The sequence below is a fragment of the Mycolicibacterium sp. MU0053 genome (assembly GCF_963378095.1).
Classification (GTDB): Bacteria; Actinomycetota; Actinomycetes; order Mycobacteriales; family Mycobacteriaceae; genus Mycobacterium; species Mycobacterium burgundiense.
Genome location: NZ_OY726397.1, coordinates 1,672,336 through 1,689,596, shown reverse-complemented (window position 1 = coordinate 1,689,596; position 17,261 = coordinate 1,672,336). Strand labels below are relative to the sequence as shown.

At 67.8% G+C, this 17,261-nt stretch carries 15 protein-coding genes; 4 read left to right on the top strand and 11 right to left on the bottom strand.

Annotated elements, in window-relative coordinates:
* Positions 1-7 precede the first annotated feature (7 nt).
* Complete coding sequence (locus RCP80_RS08010) at positions 8-928, bottom strand: AraC family transcriptional regulator (protein WP_308481826.1); 921 nt, start codon at positions 926-928, stop codon at positions 8-10.
* Positions 929-1,088: 160 nt separating this feature from the next.
* Between RCP80_RS08010 and RCP80_RS08005 the strand changes: the two genes are divergently transcribed.
* On the top strand, positions 1,089-2,171 hold the full coding sequence (locus RCP80_RS08005) for an aldo/keto reductase (protein ID WP_308481825.1): 1,083 nt from the start codon (positions 1,089-1,091) through the stop codon (positions 2,169-2,171).
* Positions 2,172-2,186: 15 nt separating this feature from the next.
* Here RCP80_RS08005 and RCP80_RS08000 read toward each other — a convergent pair whose 3' ends face one another.
* From RCP80_RS08000 to RCP80_RS07985, 4 genes are all read right to left on the bottom strand, one after another.
* Positions 2,187-2,993 (bottom strand): Fpg/Nei family DNA glycosylase, encoded by an 807-nt coding sequence (locus RCP80_RS08000; RefSeq protein ID WP_308481824.1) that lies wholly within the window; start codon positions 2,991-2,993, stop codon positions 2,187-2,189.
* A 9-nt stretch (positions 2,994-3,002) separates the two neighbouring features.
* Positions 3,003-3,476, bottom strand: a complete 474-nt coding sequence (locus RCP80_RS07995; RefSeq protein ID WP_308481823.1) for a ribose-5-phosphate isomerase — start codon at positions 3,474-3,476, stop codon at positions 3,003-3,005.
* A 155-nt stretch (positions 3,477-3,631) separates the two neighbouring features.
* Positions 3,632-4,585: an oxygenase MpaB family protein gene (locus RCP80_RS07990; protein WP_308481822.1), complete on the bottom strand. Its 954-nt coding sequence runs from the start codon at positions 4,583-4,585 to the stop codon at positions 3,632-3,634.
* Positions 4,586-4,696: 111 nt separating this feature from the next.
* A complete protein-coding gene (locus RCP80_RS07985) occupies positions 4,697-5,305 on the bottom strand; it encodes a mycothiol-dependent nitroreductase Rv2466c family protein (protein WP_308481821.1) in 609 nt (202 codons plus the stop codon).
* 97 nt (positions 5,306-5,402) lie between these two features.
* Between RCP80_RS07985 and pepN the strand changes: the two genes are divergently transcribed.
* Positions 5,403-7,988, top strand: coding sequence for an aminopeptidase N (pepN, locus tag RCP80_RS07980; protein ID WP_308481820.1), 2,586 nt, complete (start codon positions 5,403-5,405; stop codon positions 7,986-7,988).
* Between the two features lie 178 nt (positions 7,989-8,166).
* Here the strand turns inward: pepN and RCP80_RS07975 are convergent, their stop codons facing one another.
* From RCP80_RS07975 to RCP80_RS07965, 3 genes are read right to left on the bottom strand one after another with little or no spacing between them, the layout of a single operon-like run.
* The gene (locus RCP80_RS07975; protein WP_308481819.1) at positions 8,167-8,646 is read right to left on the bottom strand and encodes a DUF5130 family protein; all 480 of its coding nucleotides are present in this window, start codon (positions 8,644-8,646) and stop codon (positions 8,167-8,169) included.
* Positions 8,633-8,872 carry an aa3-type cytochrome oxidase subunit CtaJ gene (gene ctaJ / locus RCP80_RS07970; RefSeq protein ID WP_308481818.1) on the bottom strand — a complete coding sequence of 80 codons (240 nt, stop codon included), beginning with the start codon at positions 8,870-8,872 and terminating at the stop codon, positions 8,633-8,635. Before ctaJ ends, RCP80_RS07975 begins: the two co-directional genes overlap by 14 nt.
* A 53-nt stretch (positions 8,873-8,925) precedes the next feature.
* A complete protein-coding gene (locus tag RCP80_RS07965; RefSeq protein ID WP_308481817.1) occupies positions 8,926-9,585 on the bottom strand; it encodes an HNH endonuclease in 660 nt (219 codons plus the stop codon).
* A 147-nt stretch (positions 9,586-9,732) separates the two neighbouring features.
* Between RCP80_RS07965 and RCP80_RS07960 the strand changes: the two genes are divergently transcribed.
* Together RCP80_RS07960 and RCP80_RS07955 are read left to right on the top strand one after the other, a co-directional pair.
* The gene (locus tag RCP80_RS07960; protein ID WP_308481816.1) at positions 9,733-10,773 is read left to right on the top strand and encodes a sensor domain-containing protein; all 1,041 of its coding nucleotides are present in this window, start codon (positions 9,733-9,735) and stop codon (positions 10,771-10,773) included.
* Between the two features lie 6 nt (positions 10,774-10,779).
* Positions 10,780-11,181 (top strand): globin, encoded by a 402-nt coding sequence (locus RCP80_RS07955; protein ID WP_308481815.1) that lies wholly within the window; start codon positions 10,780-10,782, stop codon positions 11,179-11,181.
* Positions 11,182-11,212: 31 nt separating this feature from the next.
* On the opposite strand, the gene RCP80_RS07950 is transcribed toward RCP80_RS07955, so the two are convergent.
* The 3 genes from RCP80_RS07950 to RCP80_RS07940 are packed head-to-tail and all read right to left on the bottom strand — an operon-like array spanning position 11,213 to position 17,183.
* Positions 11,213-11,908 carry a DUF8185 domain-containing protein gene (locus tag RCP80_RS07950; protein WP_308481814.1) on the bottom strand — a complete coding sequence of 232 codons (696 nt, stop codon included), beginning with the start codon at positions 11,906-11,908 and terminating at the stop codon, positions 11,213-11,215.
* The gene (locus RCP80_RS07945) at positions 11,905-12,318 is read right to left on the bottom strand and encodes an acyl-CoA thioesterase (protein WP_308481813.1); all 414 of its coding nucleotides are present in this window, start codon (positions 12,316-12,318) and stop codon (positions 11,905-11,907) included. Before RCP80_RS07945 ends, RCP80_RS07950 begins: the two co-directional genes overlap by 4 nt.
* Positions 12,318-17,183, bottom strand: coding sequence for an NAD-glutamate dehydrogenase (locus RCP80_RS07940; RefSeq protein ID WP_308481812.1), 4,866 nt, complete (start codon positions 17,181-17,183; stop codon positions 12,318-12,320). The genes RCP80_RS07945 and RCP80_RS07940 overlap by 1 nt, the downstream gene beginning before the upstream one ends.
* Between the last annotated feature and the right edge of the window lie 78 nt (positions 17,184-17,261).

Here is a 17,261-nt window from a genome sequence, read left to right as displayed (position 1 = left end):
CCGCAGCTCACAGCGGGCCGTGGGCCGACATCGCCACTTCGCGCAACCGGGCCGTATCGCGACCCGGCGGGTCGCCGAATAGGCGCCGATACTCGCGGTTGAACTGCGAGGGACTGTCGTAGCCCACGCGGTGCCCGACGCCGGCGACATCCCCGGGACGGGCGGCCAGCATGGTTCGGGCCTGTTGCAGCCGAATGCGCTTCTGGAATTGCAGCGGGCTCATCGCCGTGATCGACCGAAAATGTCGATGAAAGGCCGAGGTGCTCATGCCGCACAGCCCGGCCAGGTCATCGACCCGCATCGGTTCCGCGTAGTTCTCGCGCATCCAGCCGATCGCCCGGCTGATATGCGAGAAGTCGCTGTCGGCGAGCCCGATTTGGCGGACGGTGTCGGCCATCGGGCCGGTGAGCAACCGCCAGAGGATCTCCCGCTCGATCAGCGGAGCGAGCACCGAGGCATCCGCGGGACTGTCGAGCAGTCGCAGCATGCGGGCCGCCGCGTCCAGGAGTTCCACATCGGCCGCGGCGGTCGCCATCGCCGGCGGGCGTGACGGACCGGGCCGGCGCGGGGCCGGGGCCGGGGCCGTCAGCATCAGTTCCGCGACGGCTTCGGGCCGCAGCACCAGCCCCCACCCCAGCGCCGGCGTGCTTGGGTCGGTGTCGATGTAGTGCCCGGTCACGGGCAGGCTCGCCGTGACGACCAGGCACTGACCCGCCCGATACTCATAGGTCTGCTCCCCCAGCAGCAGCCGCTTGCCGCCCTGCGCCATGACCACCAGCAGCGGTTCGGTCAGCGAATGGTCGGGGCTCGACGGCCCGCCGGCCGTCTTCGACAACAGCAACCCGTCGATCGACGTGCGCATGTCCGGCCGGGCGTGTGCGGCGATGTGGCCGCGGATCTCCTCGAGCAGTTGGCCTTGGGTGCGCATAGCCCAGCAGAACACTCCGACCGATCCCAAGCAAGGCATTAGTGGCGAATCCAAGAGAATCAGGCAAGACCGCGGCTCAAACGATCTACCGCTGAGCAGCTACTCGGGGTTGTATTGAACCGTCAGATTCAACCATCTTCACCAGATCAGAGGCAGATCAATGCAACTTGACCACTACCGCACCCTCGGCCACTCCGGCCTGCGGGTCAGCCCGTTCGCCCTGGGTGCGATGACCTTCGGTGAGGACGCCGGCGGCGCCGGCAGCAGCATCGAGGAATCCGAAAAAATATTGAGCACGTATCTGGATCGCGGCGGGAACTTCATCGACACCGCCAACTTCTACACCAACGGCCACTCGGAGAAGATCCTCGGTGACTACTTCGCCCACCGGCCGGGTCGGCGCGAGCACGTGGTGCTGGCGTCGAAGTTCTTCACCAACCTCTATCCCGGGGATCCGAACGGCGGCGGCGCGGGTCGCTCGTCGATCGTCAACCAGCTGCATCAGAGCCTGCGCCGGATGCAAACCGACTACATCGACCTCTACTGGCTGCACAACTGGGACCGTCACACCCCGATCGAGGAGACCATGGGCACCCTCGACGACCTGGTGCGGGCCGGGAAGATTCGCTACCTCGGCTTCTCCAACACGCCCGCGTGGGTGACCGCCCAAGCGCAGACCATGGCGACGCTGCGGGGCTGGACACCGCTGGTGGCCCTGCAGGTCGAGTACTCGCTGCTGGCCCGCACCGTCGAGGGTGAACTCGCGCCGCTGGCACACGACCAGGGCATGGCGCTGGTCCCGTGGAGTCCGCTGAAGAACGGCTTCCTGTCCGGCAAGTACCGGCGCGGGGCCGCGGTCACGGACTCGGCGCGGGCCGCCTTCGTCGGCGGCCCGTCCGAGGAGCAGTTCACGGTGATCGATGCCGTCGCCGCCGTCGCCGCGGACCTCGGCACGACGTCGTCGGCGGTCGCGCTGGCGTGGCTACGCGCGCGGGAGGGCACGGTGATCCCGATTCTCGGCGCGCGGCGGCTGGAACATCTCGAGACCAACCTCGACGCCCTGGCCGTGCAATTGCGGCCTGAAGACCTGCAGGTCCTCGACGAGGTGTCGGCTCCGACGCTGAACTATCCGGCTCCCATGCACGGCGATCTGAGGACGATGCTGCAGTTCGCCGGCACCACCGTGGACGGTCAACCGTCGGCCGTGTATCCGCCGCTGCTCCAGAGTGATATTCGCTACTGATCCTGGGAGGGCGCGTCAGCTCTGACAGGTCGGGCACCAGAACAGGTTTCGGCCCTCGAGCACCGCGGTGCGGACCTTGGTGCCGCAGAGCCGGCAGGCCTCCCCGGCGCGGCGATACACGTAGGTCCGTGGCCGGCCCGGGCCGTAGGCCGGTGCGCCGTGGTCGTCCTCGGGCCGGATCACGATGATCTTGCCGCGCCGCACCCCGATTTTCATCAACGCGACCAGGTCCGCCCACATCTCGGTGAACTCGTCGGGGGTGATCGCCGTGCCCAACCGGTACGGGTCGATGCCATGGCGGAACAGCAGCTCGCTGCGGTACACGTTGCCCACCCCGGCCAACACCGACTGATCCATCAGAAGCGCCGCAATAGACCTGCGGGACTCGCTGATTCGCTCCCACGCCGACGACGGGTCGGCGTCGGGGCGCAACGGGTCGGGGCCGAGGCGGGCCACCACGTCACCCACCTGCGCCTCCTCGATCACCTCACAGATCATCGGGCCGCGGAGATCGGTGCCGTATTCGGCGCCGACCATCCGCATCCGGACCTGGCCGACCGGTTCGGGGATCAGCAGCGGGTCCGAGGCCGGAAACTCGGTGAAGGTGCCGTAGATGCCGAGGTGCACGTGCACCACCTTGGCGCCCGCGTAGTGATGGAACAGGTGCTTGCCCCAGGCGTCGGCCTTGCGCAGCACCCGGCCGTCCACCAGCGCCGCACCCTCGGCGAAACGGCCCTGCGGGCTGCTGACGCGCACGACCGCCCGACCGAACCGGCGCTGGTGCAACCGGGCGAGCCGGTGCAGGGTGTGGCCCTCGGGCATGGAGTGAGGTCAGGCGCCGGGGACTGCGGGCGGCACGTGGTTCTTTTCGTAGTCGGCCAGGATGTCGATGCGACGCTGGTGGCGTTCGGCCTCCGACCACGGTGTGGCAAGGAATGCGTCGACGATCGCCAACGCCTGCTCCTCGGTGTGCATGCGTCCGCCGATCCCGATCAGCTGGGCGTTGTTGTGCTGCCTCGCGAGTTCCGCGGTCTCCACGCTCCAGGCCAGCGCACACCGGGCGCCGGGCACCTTGTTGGCGGCAATCTGCTCGCCATTGCCCGAACCGCCGAGCACGATGCCCAGGCTGCCGGGGTCGGCGACGGTCTTGACCGCGGCCGCGATGCAGAACGCGGGATAGTCATCCTCGGCGTCGTAGTCGAAGGCACCGCAGTCGATCGGCTCGTGACCGTTGGTCTTGAGGTGATCGATGATGGCCTGCTTGAGTTCGTATCCGGCGTGATCGGCACCGAGGTAGACGCGCATGGCGGTAACCCTAACGGTTCACCGCGCGAGCGCCCTGAGCCCTCCCGTCAGCCGCCCCAGGCCCCTCCCCTTAACCGCGAGGGTGCGGGTCCCCGGCCAACACGCCGAGGAATTCCTCAGATCTGCGCACGCTCGACCCCGCCCGCGTTTCGAGATCAGCTGGCCCTGCGCCGCCTCGCCAGCCGGCGCAACCCGCCACCGTCGCGGATCGGGGTTGCGCTGACCTTCAGCGTGCCCAACACGGGCAGCCCGAGTCGTCGGCGCAGGCGGAAATCGGCCACTTGCAAGCGGTAACCCAGTTGCATTGCCAACGGATTGATCACGGGGTCGATCCGGCGCAGGACCGCCAGCACCCGATCGAACTTGCGTTGATCGGCCGCGGTCCAGTCCCAGCCCATCAACTCGCGAAACTCGGGCGGCAACGTCGCGCGGGTCATGAACCGGTAGGCCGGCCCGGGCACTTTGGCCAGCGCGTAGCCGATGACCCCCCAGGCTTCGCCGACGAAGGTCAGGTCCGACAGCGTTTCGAACTCGCGGTGCACCACCGGGTCGATGGCCAGCTGCGGGACCGTCGCCTCCCACCGGGCGCAGAACTCCGCCCAGGTCTGCGGCCACTCGGCGGCCTCCACATTGACGCCGGTGGCCAATGGTTCGGCCGCCTTGGTCAGGTGGTCGAGCGTCGCCTCCTCGAGCGGTCCGTACACGAACGTGTACTGGTCGAGGTAATACTTGAACAGGCACATCGCGACCCAGACCTGCAGCTCACGGCTGTTTCCGCTGTACTTCACCGGGCTGTCGGACCGCGAGTGCACGGCCTTGTGCACCTCGGCGACCGCGCTGCGCATGACGTCGCGGTCCTCGTCGCTACCCATCACCGACAGCGCCAGGTACTGGCCCGTGGTCCGCGCCCGCTTTAGCGGATACCGCCGCGGGCTGCCCGATTGTACTCGGCTTTCGCTGACGCCGTGGCCGACCGGTGGCAGCGACAGCTGCATGATGATGTTCGCCACGCCGTTGGTCAGACCCACCGTGGTCATCAGATCCCGCAGTTCACGCGGCGCCCGGCGCTTGCCACGGGCGCCGGTACGGTCGCGGATCGGCACGCTCATGGTGTCCTCACAATCTGATAACCAAAGTTGTCAGATTGTGTGCTGAATTAGCTGCGGCTGTCAATGACCAGTTCGGGCCGCCGGCGCTTGGTGCACCGGCGGCCGGCTGGCTCAGTCGAATTCGGGCGCTTCGGTACGCGAGCGCTTCAGTTCCCAGAAGTGCGGGTAGGAGGCAAAGATCACCGAGGCGTCCCAGAGTTTGCCGGCCTCTTCCCCGCGTGGAATCCGCGACAGCACCGGCCCGAAGAACGCCACCCCGTTGACATGGATGGTGGGCGTGCCGACGTCGTCGCCGACGGGATCCATCCCGGCGTGGTGGCTCTTGCGCAGCGCCTCGTCGTACTTGTCGGACGTGGCCGCCTGCGCCAACTCGGCCGGCAGGCCAACCTCGGCCAGCGACTTGGCGATGACGTCGTCGAAGTCCTTGTTGTCCTTGTTGTGGATCAGAGTGCCCATCGCGGTGTAGAGCGGGCTCAGGATCTCCGGACCCTTGGCCTGCTCGGCGGCGATCGCCACCCGCACCGGCCCCCAGGCCTTCTTCATTCCCTCCCGGTAATCCTCGGGCAGATCCCGGCCCTCGTTGAGCACCGCGAGGCTCATCACATGGAACTTCACCTCGATATCGCGGACCTTCTCCACCTCGAGGATCCAACGCGAGGTGACCCAGCACCACGGGCACAACGGATCGAACCAGAATTCAGCGACGTCTTTGGCAGGCACGAGAGCATCCTTTCCGCGAGATAGGGGCCACTCCCCTGTTGAACACAACTTGGCGGACCCAGCCAGTGTTCCCGACCGGCGACTAATGTTGGCCAGCGTGGCACTTCCCAATCTGACTCAAGACCAGGCCATCGAGCGGGCCGCGCTGATCACCGTCGACAGCTATCGCATCTCGCTGGACCTCACCGACGGCAACGGCGCGCCAGGCGAGGGGACGTTCCGGTCGGTCACCACCGTCGAGTTCGACGCCCTCGCCGGCGCCGACAGCTACCTCGACATCGCCGCCGAGACCATTCGCAGCGCGACCCTCAACGGCCACGAGATCGACGTCTCCGGGTACGACGAGTCGACCGGCATCCCGCTGCACGGACTTGCCGACCACAACGTCGTCGTCGTCGACGCGGACTGCCGCTACTCGAACACCGGTGAGGGCCTGCACCGCTTCGTCGACCCGGTCGACGGCGAGGTGTACCTGTACTCCCAGTTCGAAACCGCCGACGCCAAGCGGATGTTCGCCTGCTTCGATCAGCCGGACCTCAAGGCCGCGTATGACATCACGGTCACCGCGCCCGCGCACTGGGAAGTGATCTCCAACGGGGCAACCACTTTGACCGAGGACGCGGACGCAGCGAAGGTGCACAGCTTCGCGACCACGCCGCGGATGAGCACCTACCTGGTGGCGCTGATCGCCGGCCCGTATGCGGTGTGGCGCGACGTGTACACCGACGATCACGGCGAAATCCCGTTGGGCCTGTTCTGCCGCGCCTCACTGGCGCAGTACATGGATGCCGAGCGGCTCTTCACCGAGACCAAACAGGGATTCGGCTTCTACCACAAGAGCTTCGGCATGCCGTACGCATTCGGCAAGTACGACCAGTTGTTCGTGCCGGAGTTCAACGCCGGCGCCATGGAGAACGCCGGTGCGGTGACTTTCCTCGAGGATTACGTGTTCCGGTCCAAGGTGACCCGGTACTCCTACGAGCGCCGCGCCGAAACTGTGCTGCACGAGATGGCCCACATGTGGTTCGGCGACCTGGTCACCATGACCTGGTGGGACGACCTGTGGCTCAACGAGTCGTTCGCCACCTTCGCCTCGGTGCTGTGCCAGGCCGAGGCAACCGAATACACCGAAGCCTGGACGACTTTCGCCAACGTCGAGAAGTCCTGGGCCTATCGTCAGGATCAGCTGCCGTCGACCCATCCGGTGGCCGCCGAGATTCCGGACCTGGCCGCCGTCGAGGTCAACTTCGACGGCATCACCTACGCCAAGGGCGCCAGCGTGCTCAAGCAGTTGGTGGCCTACGTCGGCTCGGACGCCTTCCTGGCGGGCCTACGGGAGTACTTCCGTGAGCATGCCTTCGGCAACGCCACCTTCGCCGATCTCCTTGGCGCGCTGGAGAAGTCGTCCGGACGCGACCTGTCGGACTGGGGTAAGCAGTGGCTCAAGACCACCGGGCTCAACACGCTGCGCGCCGACTTCGACGTCGACGCGGACGGCAAGTTCACCCGGTTCGCGGTGCTGCAGAGCGGCGCCGCTCCCGGCGCGGGCGAGACCCGGGTGCACCGACTGGCCGTGGGCATCTATGACGACGACAACTCCGGCAAGCTGGTGCGCATCCACCGCGAAGAGCTCGACGTGGCCGGTCCTGTTACCGAAGTTCCTGCATTGCAAGGCGTTTCGCGCGGGAAGCTGATCCTGGTCAACGACGACGACCTGACCTACTGCTCCTTGCGGCTCGACCCGCAGTCGCTCGACACACTGCTGGGTCGCATCGGCGACATCGCGGAGCCGCTGCCCCGCACGCTCGCCTGGTCGGCGGCGTGGGAGATGACCCGCGACGCCGAACTCAAGGCCCGCGACTTCGTGCAGCTGGTGATCGGCGGTGTGGGCGCCGAAACCGAAGTCGGTGTGGCCCAACGGCTGCTGCTGCAGGCCCAGACCGCGCTGGGGTCCTACGCCGATCCCGAGTGGGCCCGCAGCAGTGGTTGGCCGGCCTTCGGGGACCGGTTACTGGACCTGGCGCGCGAGTCGGCCCCCGGCTCGGATCACCAGCTGGCGTTCGTGAATGCGCTGTGCACCTCGGTGCTCTCGCGCAACCACGTCGCGGTGCTGGCCACCCTGCTGGACAACGAGCCGGCCGAGGTGAACCTGCCCGGTCTGGTGTTGGACACCGACTTGCGCTGGCGCATCGTGACCGCCTTGGCGGGCAGCGGCGATCTCGACGCCGACGGCCCGGCGACGCCGTTCATCGACGCCGAGGCGCAGCGCGATCCCACGGCCGCGGGCCAACGCAATGCCGCGGCCGCGGCGGCGGCGCGACCGCAGGCCGCGGTCAAGGACGCGGCGTGGCAACAGGTGATCGAGGACGACACCCTGGCCAACATCACCGCCCGGTCGATCATCGGCGGATTCGTCGCGCCCGGGCAGGCTGAGCTGCTGCGACCGTTCACGCAGCGCTACTTCGAGGCCATTCGCGGTGTGTGGGCGCGGCGCTCCAGCGAGGTGGCCCAAACCGTCGTCATCGGGCTGTACCCGGCCTGGGACATCAGCCAGGACGCGATCGACAGCGCGGATCGATTCCTCGCCGACCCCGAACTGCCGTCGGCGCTGCGCCGACTGGTGCTCGAGGGCCGTGCGGGTGTGGTGCGGGCCCTGAAGGCGCGCGGGTTCGACGCGGGCTGAGATCGGATGGGCGATGTTCGGCCCGGTGGATTCGTCCACCGGGCGCCGCTCGCCCGTCCACCCATTGGCCGAGCGTGCGCAGACCCGGTGAATTGCCCGGCGTGTCGGCCGGGGACACGCCCGCTCGCGGCGAAGGGAGGCACGGCGTAGGGAGCCGCACGCTCGCGGCGAAGGGAGGCTACGGGCGGGAGATGCCCGCGCTGAGCACGCGGATGGCGCTGACCAGACCGTCGATCAGGTTGCCTTCCTTGAAGGACGACGCGGCCGCGGCAACGCCGAGGGGCGCCGCAGACTCCGCGCCGCGACCCCGGACACCTTCGCCGTACACGACCTCGATCACCTTCTGGTTCGGCGAGACCGCCAGCAGTACGGCGTCGTTCGGGGTGGGCACCCGAGCCAGGATCTTGCGGGCCTCGGCAGCCGGCTCGGTTCCCAGATCGCCGAGATAGATCGCGAACCGGGCCTTCGATGCGCGCGAACCCCACTTGAGGGCCTCGTCGACCTCGGCGAGTTCCTTGATCGAGAAGGGGTCGAGCTGCGAGATCTCGCCCGGCTCCGCCACACCGGAGACCCGCCCGCTGGCGGTGACCACCCAGCCGACCGGCAGCGAATCCGGGTCGACCGGGACTACCTGCGTTCCGTGCTCACCACTTGCCACTTGCGCCACCTCCAACTTTGAACTCGGCATCGTGGCCGTGACCATGACCCTCTTTACCGACCTTTTCGTCGGTGGCGGCCCACAGCAGCGAACCGTGGGTCCACTCGTCGGGCAGCTTGTAGGACGGGGGCCGCGGGCCCTTCTTGGTCAACGTCACCAGAGCGTAGAACGCCGAGACGGCCAGCGGCACGCCGATCAGGAGCGTGAAGGTAAGCGTGGTACTCACGCCGATCAACTTATCCCACGGCCGTTCGCCGGGCTGCGCAAGGCAGGCAAAAGTCAGGCCGCGCCCTCGCCGAGATAGCGCATCCAGGCCGGATCGAGGTCTTTGACCGTCGCCAGCAGCCGCCAGTGCTGCCCCTTCGGGGGCCGCGGCGCCAACCGCAGATGCCAGCCCAGCTCCGAGAGCAGCTTGTCGGCCTTCCGGTGATTGCACGTCGAACAGCAGGCCACGCAGTTCTCCCAGGTGTGCTGGCCGCCGCGGCTGCGTGGCACCACGTGGTCGACCGTGTCGGCCTTGCTGCCGCAGTATGCGCAGCAGAACCGGTCGCGGTGCATCAGCGCGGCACGGGTCATCGGGATCCGGGCTCGATACGGCACCCGCACGTAGCTACGCAGCCGGATCACCGACGGGACGGGGATGGCCCGGGTGGCGGAGTGGATGATCGGTCCGGCCGGATCGTCGTGCACCACGTCGGCCTTGCCGCACAGCACCATGATGATCGCCCGCCGCATGGGCAGCGCGGTCAGAGGTTCGTAGGTGGCATTGAGCAGCAGCACGCGCCGCCGACTCCACAGCGACACGCTGTCATGGCTGATGCGGGGCGGCGCCGCGGCGGTCTCGACACTGTGCAGCGCCGCACCGGTACTGGGCCCGGTCGAGCCGGCCGACGAACGGTGGCCCACTCTTTTAGCCAGGTTGCGTTTGCGCTGCGCCATAGGTCCTCCGTCGGACAGTCCACCATGGATTCGGCCCGAACGCACGACATTTTGAATCGAGTTCGCAGGTCAATCGAGTGAACAATGGGTATCGCAGATTCTCGCCCGGTGTCGATTGCTGGAACGCGATCCGCTTGAATGGCGGATATGACCTACGGCAATTACAACCCGGGAGGGTCTGACTTCACGGGCCCGCCGGGACCCCAGTATCCGTACGGGCCGCCCCCGGCCGGTGCCCCCTACCAGCCGCATCAGCCGTATGGCGGGTACGGCCCGTACGGGCCGCCGCCGGTGCCGGGTGGCTATCCCCCGCCGTATCCGCCCAGCCCCACCAACCCGTTGGCGACGCTGTCGATCGTCTTCGCCTTCCTGTTCGCCCCGGCCGGCGCGGTGCTGGGCCATCTCGCGTTGGGTCAGATCGCCCGAACCGGCCAACGGGGTCGTGATCGCGCGCTGATCGGCCTGACCCTGTCGTACGTGTTGATCGCGGTGGCCGTCGTCGGCTTGACGCTGTCGCTGGTCATGTCGGCCGGGCCGCGGGACGGGTCGTCGGTCACCGCCACGCCACCGGATCGGGTGGTCGCGCCCACCGACCCGGCAGCGCCGTCACCCGGGCGACCGCGGCCGGCGATGACACCGGTGCTGCTGGGCCTCGACGAGGTGCGCTCCATCCTGGACATGCCGGGGCTGGCCGAGACGAAGTCCGGTTCCGGCGGCTCCGGCGAGGCCGGCGGCGACGCGAGCGCGGACCCGGCCGAGTGCGTGGGCGCGGTGGCCCCGGGCATCGACACCGTCTACGACGACAGCGGCGCGTCGGGTTTCCAACGAGCTAGCTTCAGCGATTCGAGCACCGCCACCATGGTCGAACAGGTGGCCGCCGAGTTCCGCAGCGCATCGGCGGCGCGCGCGTTCGTCGCCGACAGCCGGGAGCAGTGGCAGAAGTGCGCCGGCAAACGGTTCAGCGTCACCGCGTCCAGCGGTTCGCTGACATGGGATATCGGCACCCCGGGTGGCACGGCGGACCGCGTGACCCTGGAGAACACCATCACCACCGGACCCGGTGTGCCGCAGGCGCGAATCATGGCCGTGCGGGGCAAGACGGTGATCGAGGTCAGCCTGGTGTCGCCCACTGTCTCCGAGGAGGCCAGTGTGATCGCGGACCGTGTCCTGGCGCGAATTCCGTCCTGAGCCACAATGGGAGAGGTGGAACAAGCACAGTCGTTTTATGACGCCGTCGGCGGTCACCAGACCTTCGACGCGATCGTCTCCCGGTTCTATCAGTTGGTGCGCGACGACGAGATCCTGCGGCCGCTCTACCCCGAGGACGATCTGGACGGCGCCGAGACCCGGCTGCGGATGTTCCTGGAGCAGTACTGGGGCGGGCCACGGACCTACTCGGATCAGCGCGGCCACCCGCGGCTGCGGATGCGCCACGTGCCGTTCAAGATCGGCTTCATCGAACGCGACGCGTGGTTGCGCTGCATGCACATCGCCATCGCCGAGATCGACTCCACGACACTGGACGACGAGCACCGCCAGCAGTTGCTGAACTATCTGCAGATGGCGGCCGAGTCGCTGGTCAACGCCCCGTTCTGAGCCCTCCCGCAGGCCGCGACCCAGGCTCGGGTCAGCGCAGCACCACCGACGGGTCACCGCGACGGCGGTACACCGACCCGAACCGGGCGTCGATGCGCAGCCAGGTCGGCGACGCACGAACACGCACGATCTCGTCTTCCGGAACGTCCTGAGCCGACTGCGGTAGAAATCCCATGCCCGTCAACGCGAAAACGCAGCGCATCGGGACACCGACGGTGAGGTCACCGGAGCTCACCTCGACCACATCCTGCTCCAGCAGTGATACCGGCGGGCCGTGCGCACTGCCGTGTTCGCGCGCCAGCTCGACACCGCGGTCGGCCAACTCCAACATCACCCACACCGGAACGTCGTCGAGGTGCACGAATCCGGACTCGGGTGGCAGCACCCCGTGCCACGCGGAGTCCATCGCGAACCCCGGATCGACATAGCCGGCGCCCACCCCGGCGGCCAAACCCCGCGCCAGCGCATCCGCCCCCGCGGACAAGTCCGCGGGTTTCACCCGACCGTTCACCACCCGACTGGCCAGCACATCGAAACCGGTTGCCACCCAGGCGATCAGACTGGACGACGAGCGGGTCCGCAGCCGGATCACCGCAGCGTCGTCGAGCCGCAGCGCGCGCTCGGCGAAGGTCGCCAGGTCGGTGCGGTCGTGGGCGCCGGTCAGCCAGATGCCACGTTCCTGTTCAGCAGCGGTGCCGGGCTCCGCGCCCGCCGGGGGCAACGTCATCGCAGCCACCGCTGCAGATAATCACGGTGGTCCGGGGACAGCCGGACCAGCTTCTGCTCGTCGATATCGAAGGCGGCCAGCTGGGTTTCGGCGATCACGGCGGGCCGCGAATCGGGATCGGCGGTGACCGAGCGGACCTCGTAGCCCAGCGTGAAGTCCACCGCGCGCAGCCGGTTCACCCAGATCGTGACCTGCAGCGGCGAGTCCACCAGGCGCAGCTGGCCCTTGTAGGCCACCTTGACCTCGGCGATCAACAGCCCGGTGGTGGTGATGGTGGGACCGAAGGCCTCGGACAGGAACGGCACCCGGGCCTCCTCGAGGATGGTCACCATGGTGGCGTGGTTGATGTGCTGATACATGTCGATGTCCGACCAGCGCACCGTGACCGGTGTGATGTAGCGCTCGCCCATTATCCGGAAGCTCCCGTCGCAGTTCCTCGAGTCATATTACGAATCTGGCGTGCGGCCACCGACAGCGTCGCGAGGTCGTGCCCCTCGAGACCCCGCAATTCGGCCAACGTGCGCCGCGCGCGTTCCAGCCGCGAGGAATTGGTGTGCTGCCATTCGGCGATCTTCTCCTCACCGCTTTCCTCCGGTTCACCGACCGCCAGGACGTCCAACGTGAGCAGCCGCAGTGAACTGTATAGGTCGTCCCGAATCGCCAAGCGGGCCAGCGCGTGCCAGCGGTCATCCCGGTCCAGGTCGGACACCGCGGTCAGCAGCCCGTCGGCGCCCAGGGCGTCCATCAACGCGAAGTAGGTGTCGGCCACCTCGACCTCGTCACGGTCGACGATGTCGGCCACGTCGATGACGTCGAGCAGGCTGTAGCGATACAAGCCGGTGGCCACCAGGTAGGCCAGGTCCTCGGGGGCGCCCTGCGCGGTGAACTCGCCGGCCTCCTTCGCCACGATCGCACGGTCGTCGCCGCGCAGCCACTGCGACATCTTCGGCGTCAGGGCGGCCACCTTGGCGGCGAACCTGTTGATCTCGGCGCCGACGGCCAGCGGCTGCGGCCGGTTGTTCAGCAACCACCGCGCGGAGCGGTCGATGAGGCGGCGCAGGTCCAGCGTCATCCGATCGGAAACCTCCACCGCCATACCGGTTTCCAGCGATGTGGACCGGATGCAGCGCCACATGTCGCCGATCCCGAAGATCGCGTCGGTGGCCACGAAGGCGCGTACCGCGTCGACGTAGTTGACCCCGGTGTCCTCGGTGACGCGGTAGGCGTAGCTGATCCCCGCGGTGTCGACGACGTCGTTGATCAACATGGTCGTGACGATCTCGCGCCGGAGTTGGTGGTGACGGATCTCGGGGATGAAGCGGTCGCGCAGTTGCGCCGGGAAGTAGCACGGCAACCGTGCGGCGAACACATCCTGATCGGGCAGCTCGCAGGCCAACACCTCGTCCTTGAGGGCCAACTTCACATGCGCCATCAGCGTGGCGAGTTCGGGCGAGGTCAGGCCCATCTCGGCGTCGGTGCGTCGACGAATCTCCTTGTCACTGGGCAGCACCTCCAGCTCGCGGTTGAGCCCGACAGTCGCCACGAGTTCCTTGATCTGGCGGGCGTGCACGTTGAGCAGGCTGGCGGCATTGGCGCGGCTGGTGCCCATCAGGTCGTTCTGGGCGGCGTTGTCGGCCAGCACCAGCGCTCCGACCTCGTCGGTCATGGACTCCAGCAGCGCCGAGCGTTGATCCGGCTGCACCTTGCCCTGCGTGACCAGCGAGTCGACCAGGATCTTGATGTTGACCTCGTGGTCGGAACAATCCACGCCGGCCGAGTTGTCCAGCGCGTCGGTGTTGATCCGACCACCGGACAGGTCGAACTCGACGCGGCCCCGGGGCGTCACGCCGAGGTTTCCTCCCTCGCCGATCACCTTGGCGCGCACTTGATTTGCGTTGACCCGAAGCAGGTCGTTGGTCCGGTCGCCGACGTCGGCGTCAGACTCGGCCTCGGCCTTGATGTAGGTGCCGATGCCGCCGTTCCAGAGCAGGTCCACCGGCGCCTTGAGGATGGCCTTGACCAGGGCCGGCGGCGTCATCTCGGTGACGTCGTCGGCGAGGTCCAGCGCGGCCCGGATCTCGGCGCTGATCGGGATCGACTTCTGCTGGCGGCTGAACACGCCGCCCCCCGCCGAGATCAGCGACTTGTCGTAGTCGTCCCAGCTGGAGCGGGGCAGGTCGAACAATCGCCGGCGTTCCGCCCAGGACCGCGCCGCCTCGGGTTCGGGGTCGATGAAGATGTGCAGGTGGTTGAACGCCGCGACCAGGCGGATGTGCTCGGAGAGCAGCATGCCGTTGCCGAAGACGTCGCCGCTCATATCGCCGATGCCGACGACGGTGAAGTCCTCGGCCTGGGTATCCAGTCCGCGTTCCCGGAAGTGCCGTTTGACGCTCTCCCAGGCGCCCTTGGCGGTGATGCCCATCGCCTTGTGGTCATAGCCGACGGACCCGCCGGAGGCAAAGGCGTCGCCGAGCCAGAAGTCATAGGACTTCGCGACCTCGTTGGCGATATCGGAGAACGTGGCGGTGCCCTTGTCGGCGGCGACCACCAAATAGGCGTCGTCGCCGTCGCGGCGGACGACCTGCGGCGGGACCACCACGGCACCGGTGGCGGTGTCGACGTTGTCGGTCAGATCCAGCAGGCCGCCGATGAACAACCGGTAGCACGTGACGCCCTCGGCGCGGGTCGCGTCGCGGTCGGCGGCGGCGTCGCCGGTGGGCAGCGGCGGTTGCTTCACGACGAAGCCGCCCTTGGCGCCCACCGGGACGATGACGGCGTTCTTGACGGCCTGCGCCTTCACCAGGCCCAGCACTTCGGTGCGGAAGTCCTCGCGACGGTCCGACCACCGCAGCCCGCCGCGGGCCACGGCACCGAACCGCAGATGGACACCCTCGACCCGCGGCGCGTAGACGAAGATCTCGAACTTGGGTCGAGGCAAAGGCAATTCGTCGATCAGCGTCGGGTTGAGTTTGGTGGCCAGCACGCCTTGGCCGCGCGCCGAACCCTCGGCGGTCACGAAGTAGTTGGTGCGCAAGGTGGCTTGGATCAGCGAGGCGAAGGCCCGCAGCACCCGGTCGGTGTCGAGGCTCACCAGGGCGTCGATGTCGGCGGCCACGGCCGCCGCGGCAGCTTGTGCGGCACGGGATTTCGCGCTGTCCGATCCGGCCGAGTCCATACTCGGATCGAACACCGCCTCAAACAGCTCGATCAGCGATCGCGCGGTGTGCGCGTTGTCGTTCATCACGGCCTCGATGTGAGCCTGGCTGTATGGAAAGCCGGCCTGCCGCAGGTACTTTGCGTAGCTCCGGAGAACCACGACCTGCTGCCACGTCAGCCCGGCGCGTAACACCAGTTCGTTGAACCGGTCGATCTCCACCCAGCCCTTCCAGATGGCCGTCACCGAGTCGGCGAATCGTGCCGCGACGTCCTCGATTTCGTCGGGACCGGCGGTCGGGACGGTGGGATGCGGCGAGATGCGGAACTGGTAGATCCACACCGGGAGCCCGTCCGGGCGCTTGACCCGGAAGGGCCGTTCGTCGAGCACCACCACCCCCATCGACTGCAGCATCGGCAGCAGTTCCGACAGTGAGGCCGAACGTCCCCCGAGGTACCAGGTCAGTTGATGGATGCGGGTTTCGGGGTCGCCGGCGAAGACCAATTGGACCCCGCCGTCGTCGAGGCCCTCGATGACGCCGATATGGGCGATCGCATCGGCCGGTGTGACGAGTTGGCGGTAGGCCTCGGGCAGGGCCGTCGCGTAATGCTCGGCGGTGGGTTGGTCGATGGCGCCCTGGGCCACGGCTCCGAGCAGCCGATCACCCCAGGTGCGGGCCGCCTGGGTCAGTAGGCCCTGGATCCGCGTGGTGTTCTGCACTGAGACATCGACGTCGCCGGGTCGGGTACCGTCGGGCAGCTTCACGGTGAAATAGACCAGGGCCCAGGGTGATTCGCTGACCCGAGCCGAATACTCGATTCCGATGCCGCCAAACTCCCGGACCAGGATGTCCTGCATTTCGAGCCGCACGGCGGTGGTGTAGCGGTCGCGCGGAAGATAGACCAGGCTCGTGACGAAATGACCGAGCTTGTCGACGCGGGCGAACAGCAGGGTGCGACGGCGCGATCCGAGATCGATCACCGTCAGTGCCATATCGTGCAGTTGCTGCGCGGACAGCGCGAACAGTTCCGCGCGCGGGACGGTCTGGATGACGTCGAGCAGCAGTTGACCGGGCCGGCCGGGGTCGCGACCGGCCAGCGCCAACGCCTCGTGGACGCGCCGGGAGATCAGCGGGATGCCCAGCACGTTGTCGTTCATGGCGGCGACGGTGAACAAGCCGACGAAGCGGTGCTCGACGTTGCGGTCGGCGGCGCTGTCGCGCACCACCACCACGTAGGGGTAGGCCCCGTAACGCAGGTAGCTGGGCATGGTCGCCTGCGCTAACACCAACGGCTCCCCGTTGCCGGTGAGCTCGGGCAGGACCTCGTTGCGCCACCGCAGCACGCCGAGACGGCTGGACTCCTCGACCGAGGACTTACCGTCGCTGACCGGGCAGCGTTGGTAACCGAGCAGCACGAAATGACCGTCGGCAAGCCATCGCAGCAGGTCGGCGACGTCGCGGCGGTCGGGGCCGTCGTCGTTGAGGCTCTCCGCCAGCCGACTCAATTCGGCGGCCATGGCGGCCGAGTCCGCCGCCACCTGACGGCTGTCGTTGAGCACCCGCGGGATCAGGTCTTCGACCTGGGCGACGGCCTTGCGGTCCACGGCCGGGGCCAGCTGAATATGGATCCAGGTTTCGATGTCGTCGCCGCCGGCGTCGTCGGCGAGTTCGAGCCGACGCAACCGACCGGTCTCGTCGCGCTCGACCCGCAGGACGGGATTCATGATCGCGGTGTAAGACACGCCGAGCCGGTGCATCAGCACCGTGACCGAATCCATCAGCATGGCCGACTGGTCGGTGACGATCTGCAAAGCAGCGCCCGGTCCGGGGTTGAACGCGACCTTGGTTTCGCCGGGGCCGCGTTGGCTACCGAGCTCCAATTGCGCCGTCAGCGCCGACTCGTCGATGACCTCTTGGCCGGCGGCGCGGCGCAGCCCGCCGGTATCGGCCACGTCGGGATCGGTGACCGGCGCTTCGTCGTGCGGGCCCCGATAGGTGCGCACCAACGCGGCGCGCAAGGTCGCCGCGTTGGTGTCGGTGTCGGGGGCCAGCCGGGTCCGTCTCGGTGAATCAGCGCCGTGCGGTTTCGCACCGTGGTCATGGGGCTGATTCACCGTCATCCGGACACTCCTGACTCAGCGCCGTGCCGTTCCGCCATTGGAAGTGGCCGCTGATGCGGCTCGTCGGCACGCAGCCGT

Coding starts and splice junctions, on each gene's coding strand:
- RCP80_RS08010 (WP_308481826.1), bottom strand. CDS start 928: ATGCGCACCCAAGGCCAACTGCTCGAGGAGATCCGCGGCCACATCGCC.
- RCP80_RS08005 (WP_308481825.1), top strand. CDS start 1,089: ATGCAACTTGACCACTACCGCACCCTCGGCCACTCCGGCCTGCGGGTC.
- RCP80_RS08000 (WP_308481824.1), bottom strand. CDS start 2,993: ATGCCCGAGGGCCACACCCTGCACCGGCTCGCCCGGTTGCACCAGCGC.
- RCP80_RS07995 (WP_308481823.1), bottom strand. CDS start 3,476: ATGCGCGTCTACCTCGGTGCCGATCACGCCGGATACGAACTCAAGCAG.
- RCP80_RS07990 (WP_308481822.1), bottom strand. CDS start 4,585: ATGAGCGTGCCGATCCGCGACCGTACCGGCGCCCGTGGCAAGCGCCGG.
- RCP80_RS07965 (WP_308481817.1), bottom strand. CDS start 9,585: ATGGCGCAGCGCAAACGCAACCTGGCTAAAAGAGTGGGCCACCGTTCG.
- RCP80_RS07960 (WP_308481816.1), top strand. CDS start 9,733: ATGACCTACGGCAATTACAACCCGGGAGGGTCTGACTTCACGGGCCCG.
- RCP80_RS07955 (WP_308481815.1), top strand. CDS start 10,780: ATGGGAGAGGTGGAACAAGCACAGTCGTTTTATGACGCCGTCGGCGGT.
- RCP80_RS07950 (WP_308481814.1), bottom strand. CDS start 11,908: ATGACGTTGCCCCCGGCGGGCGCGGAGCCCGGCACCGCTGCTGAACAG.
- RCP80_RS07945 (WP_308481813.1), bottom strand. CDS start 12,318: ATGGGCGAGCGCTACATCACACCGGTCACGGTGCGCTGGTCGGACATC.
- RCP80_RS07940 (WP_308481812.1), bottom strand. CDS start 17,183: ATGACGGTGAATCAGCCCCATGACCACGGTGCGAAACCGCACGGCGCT.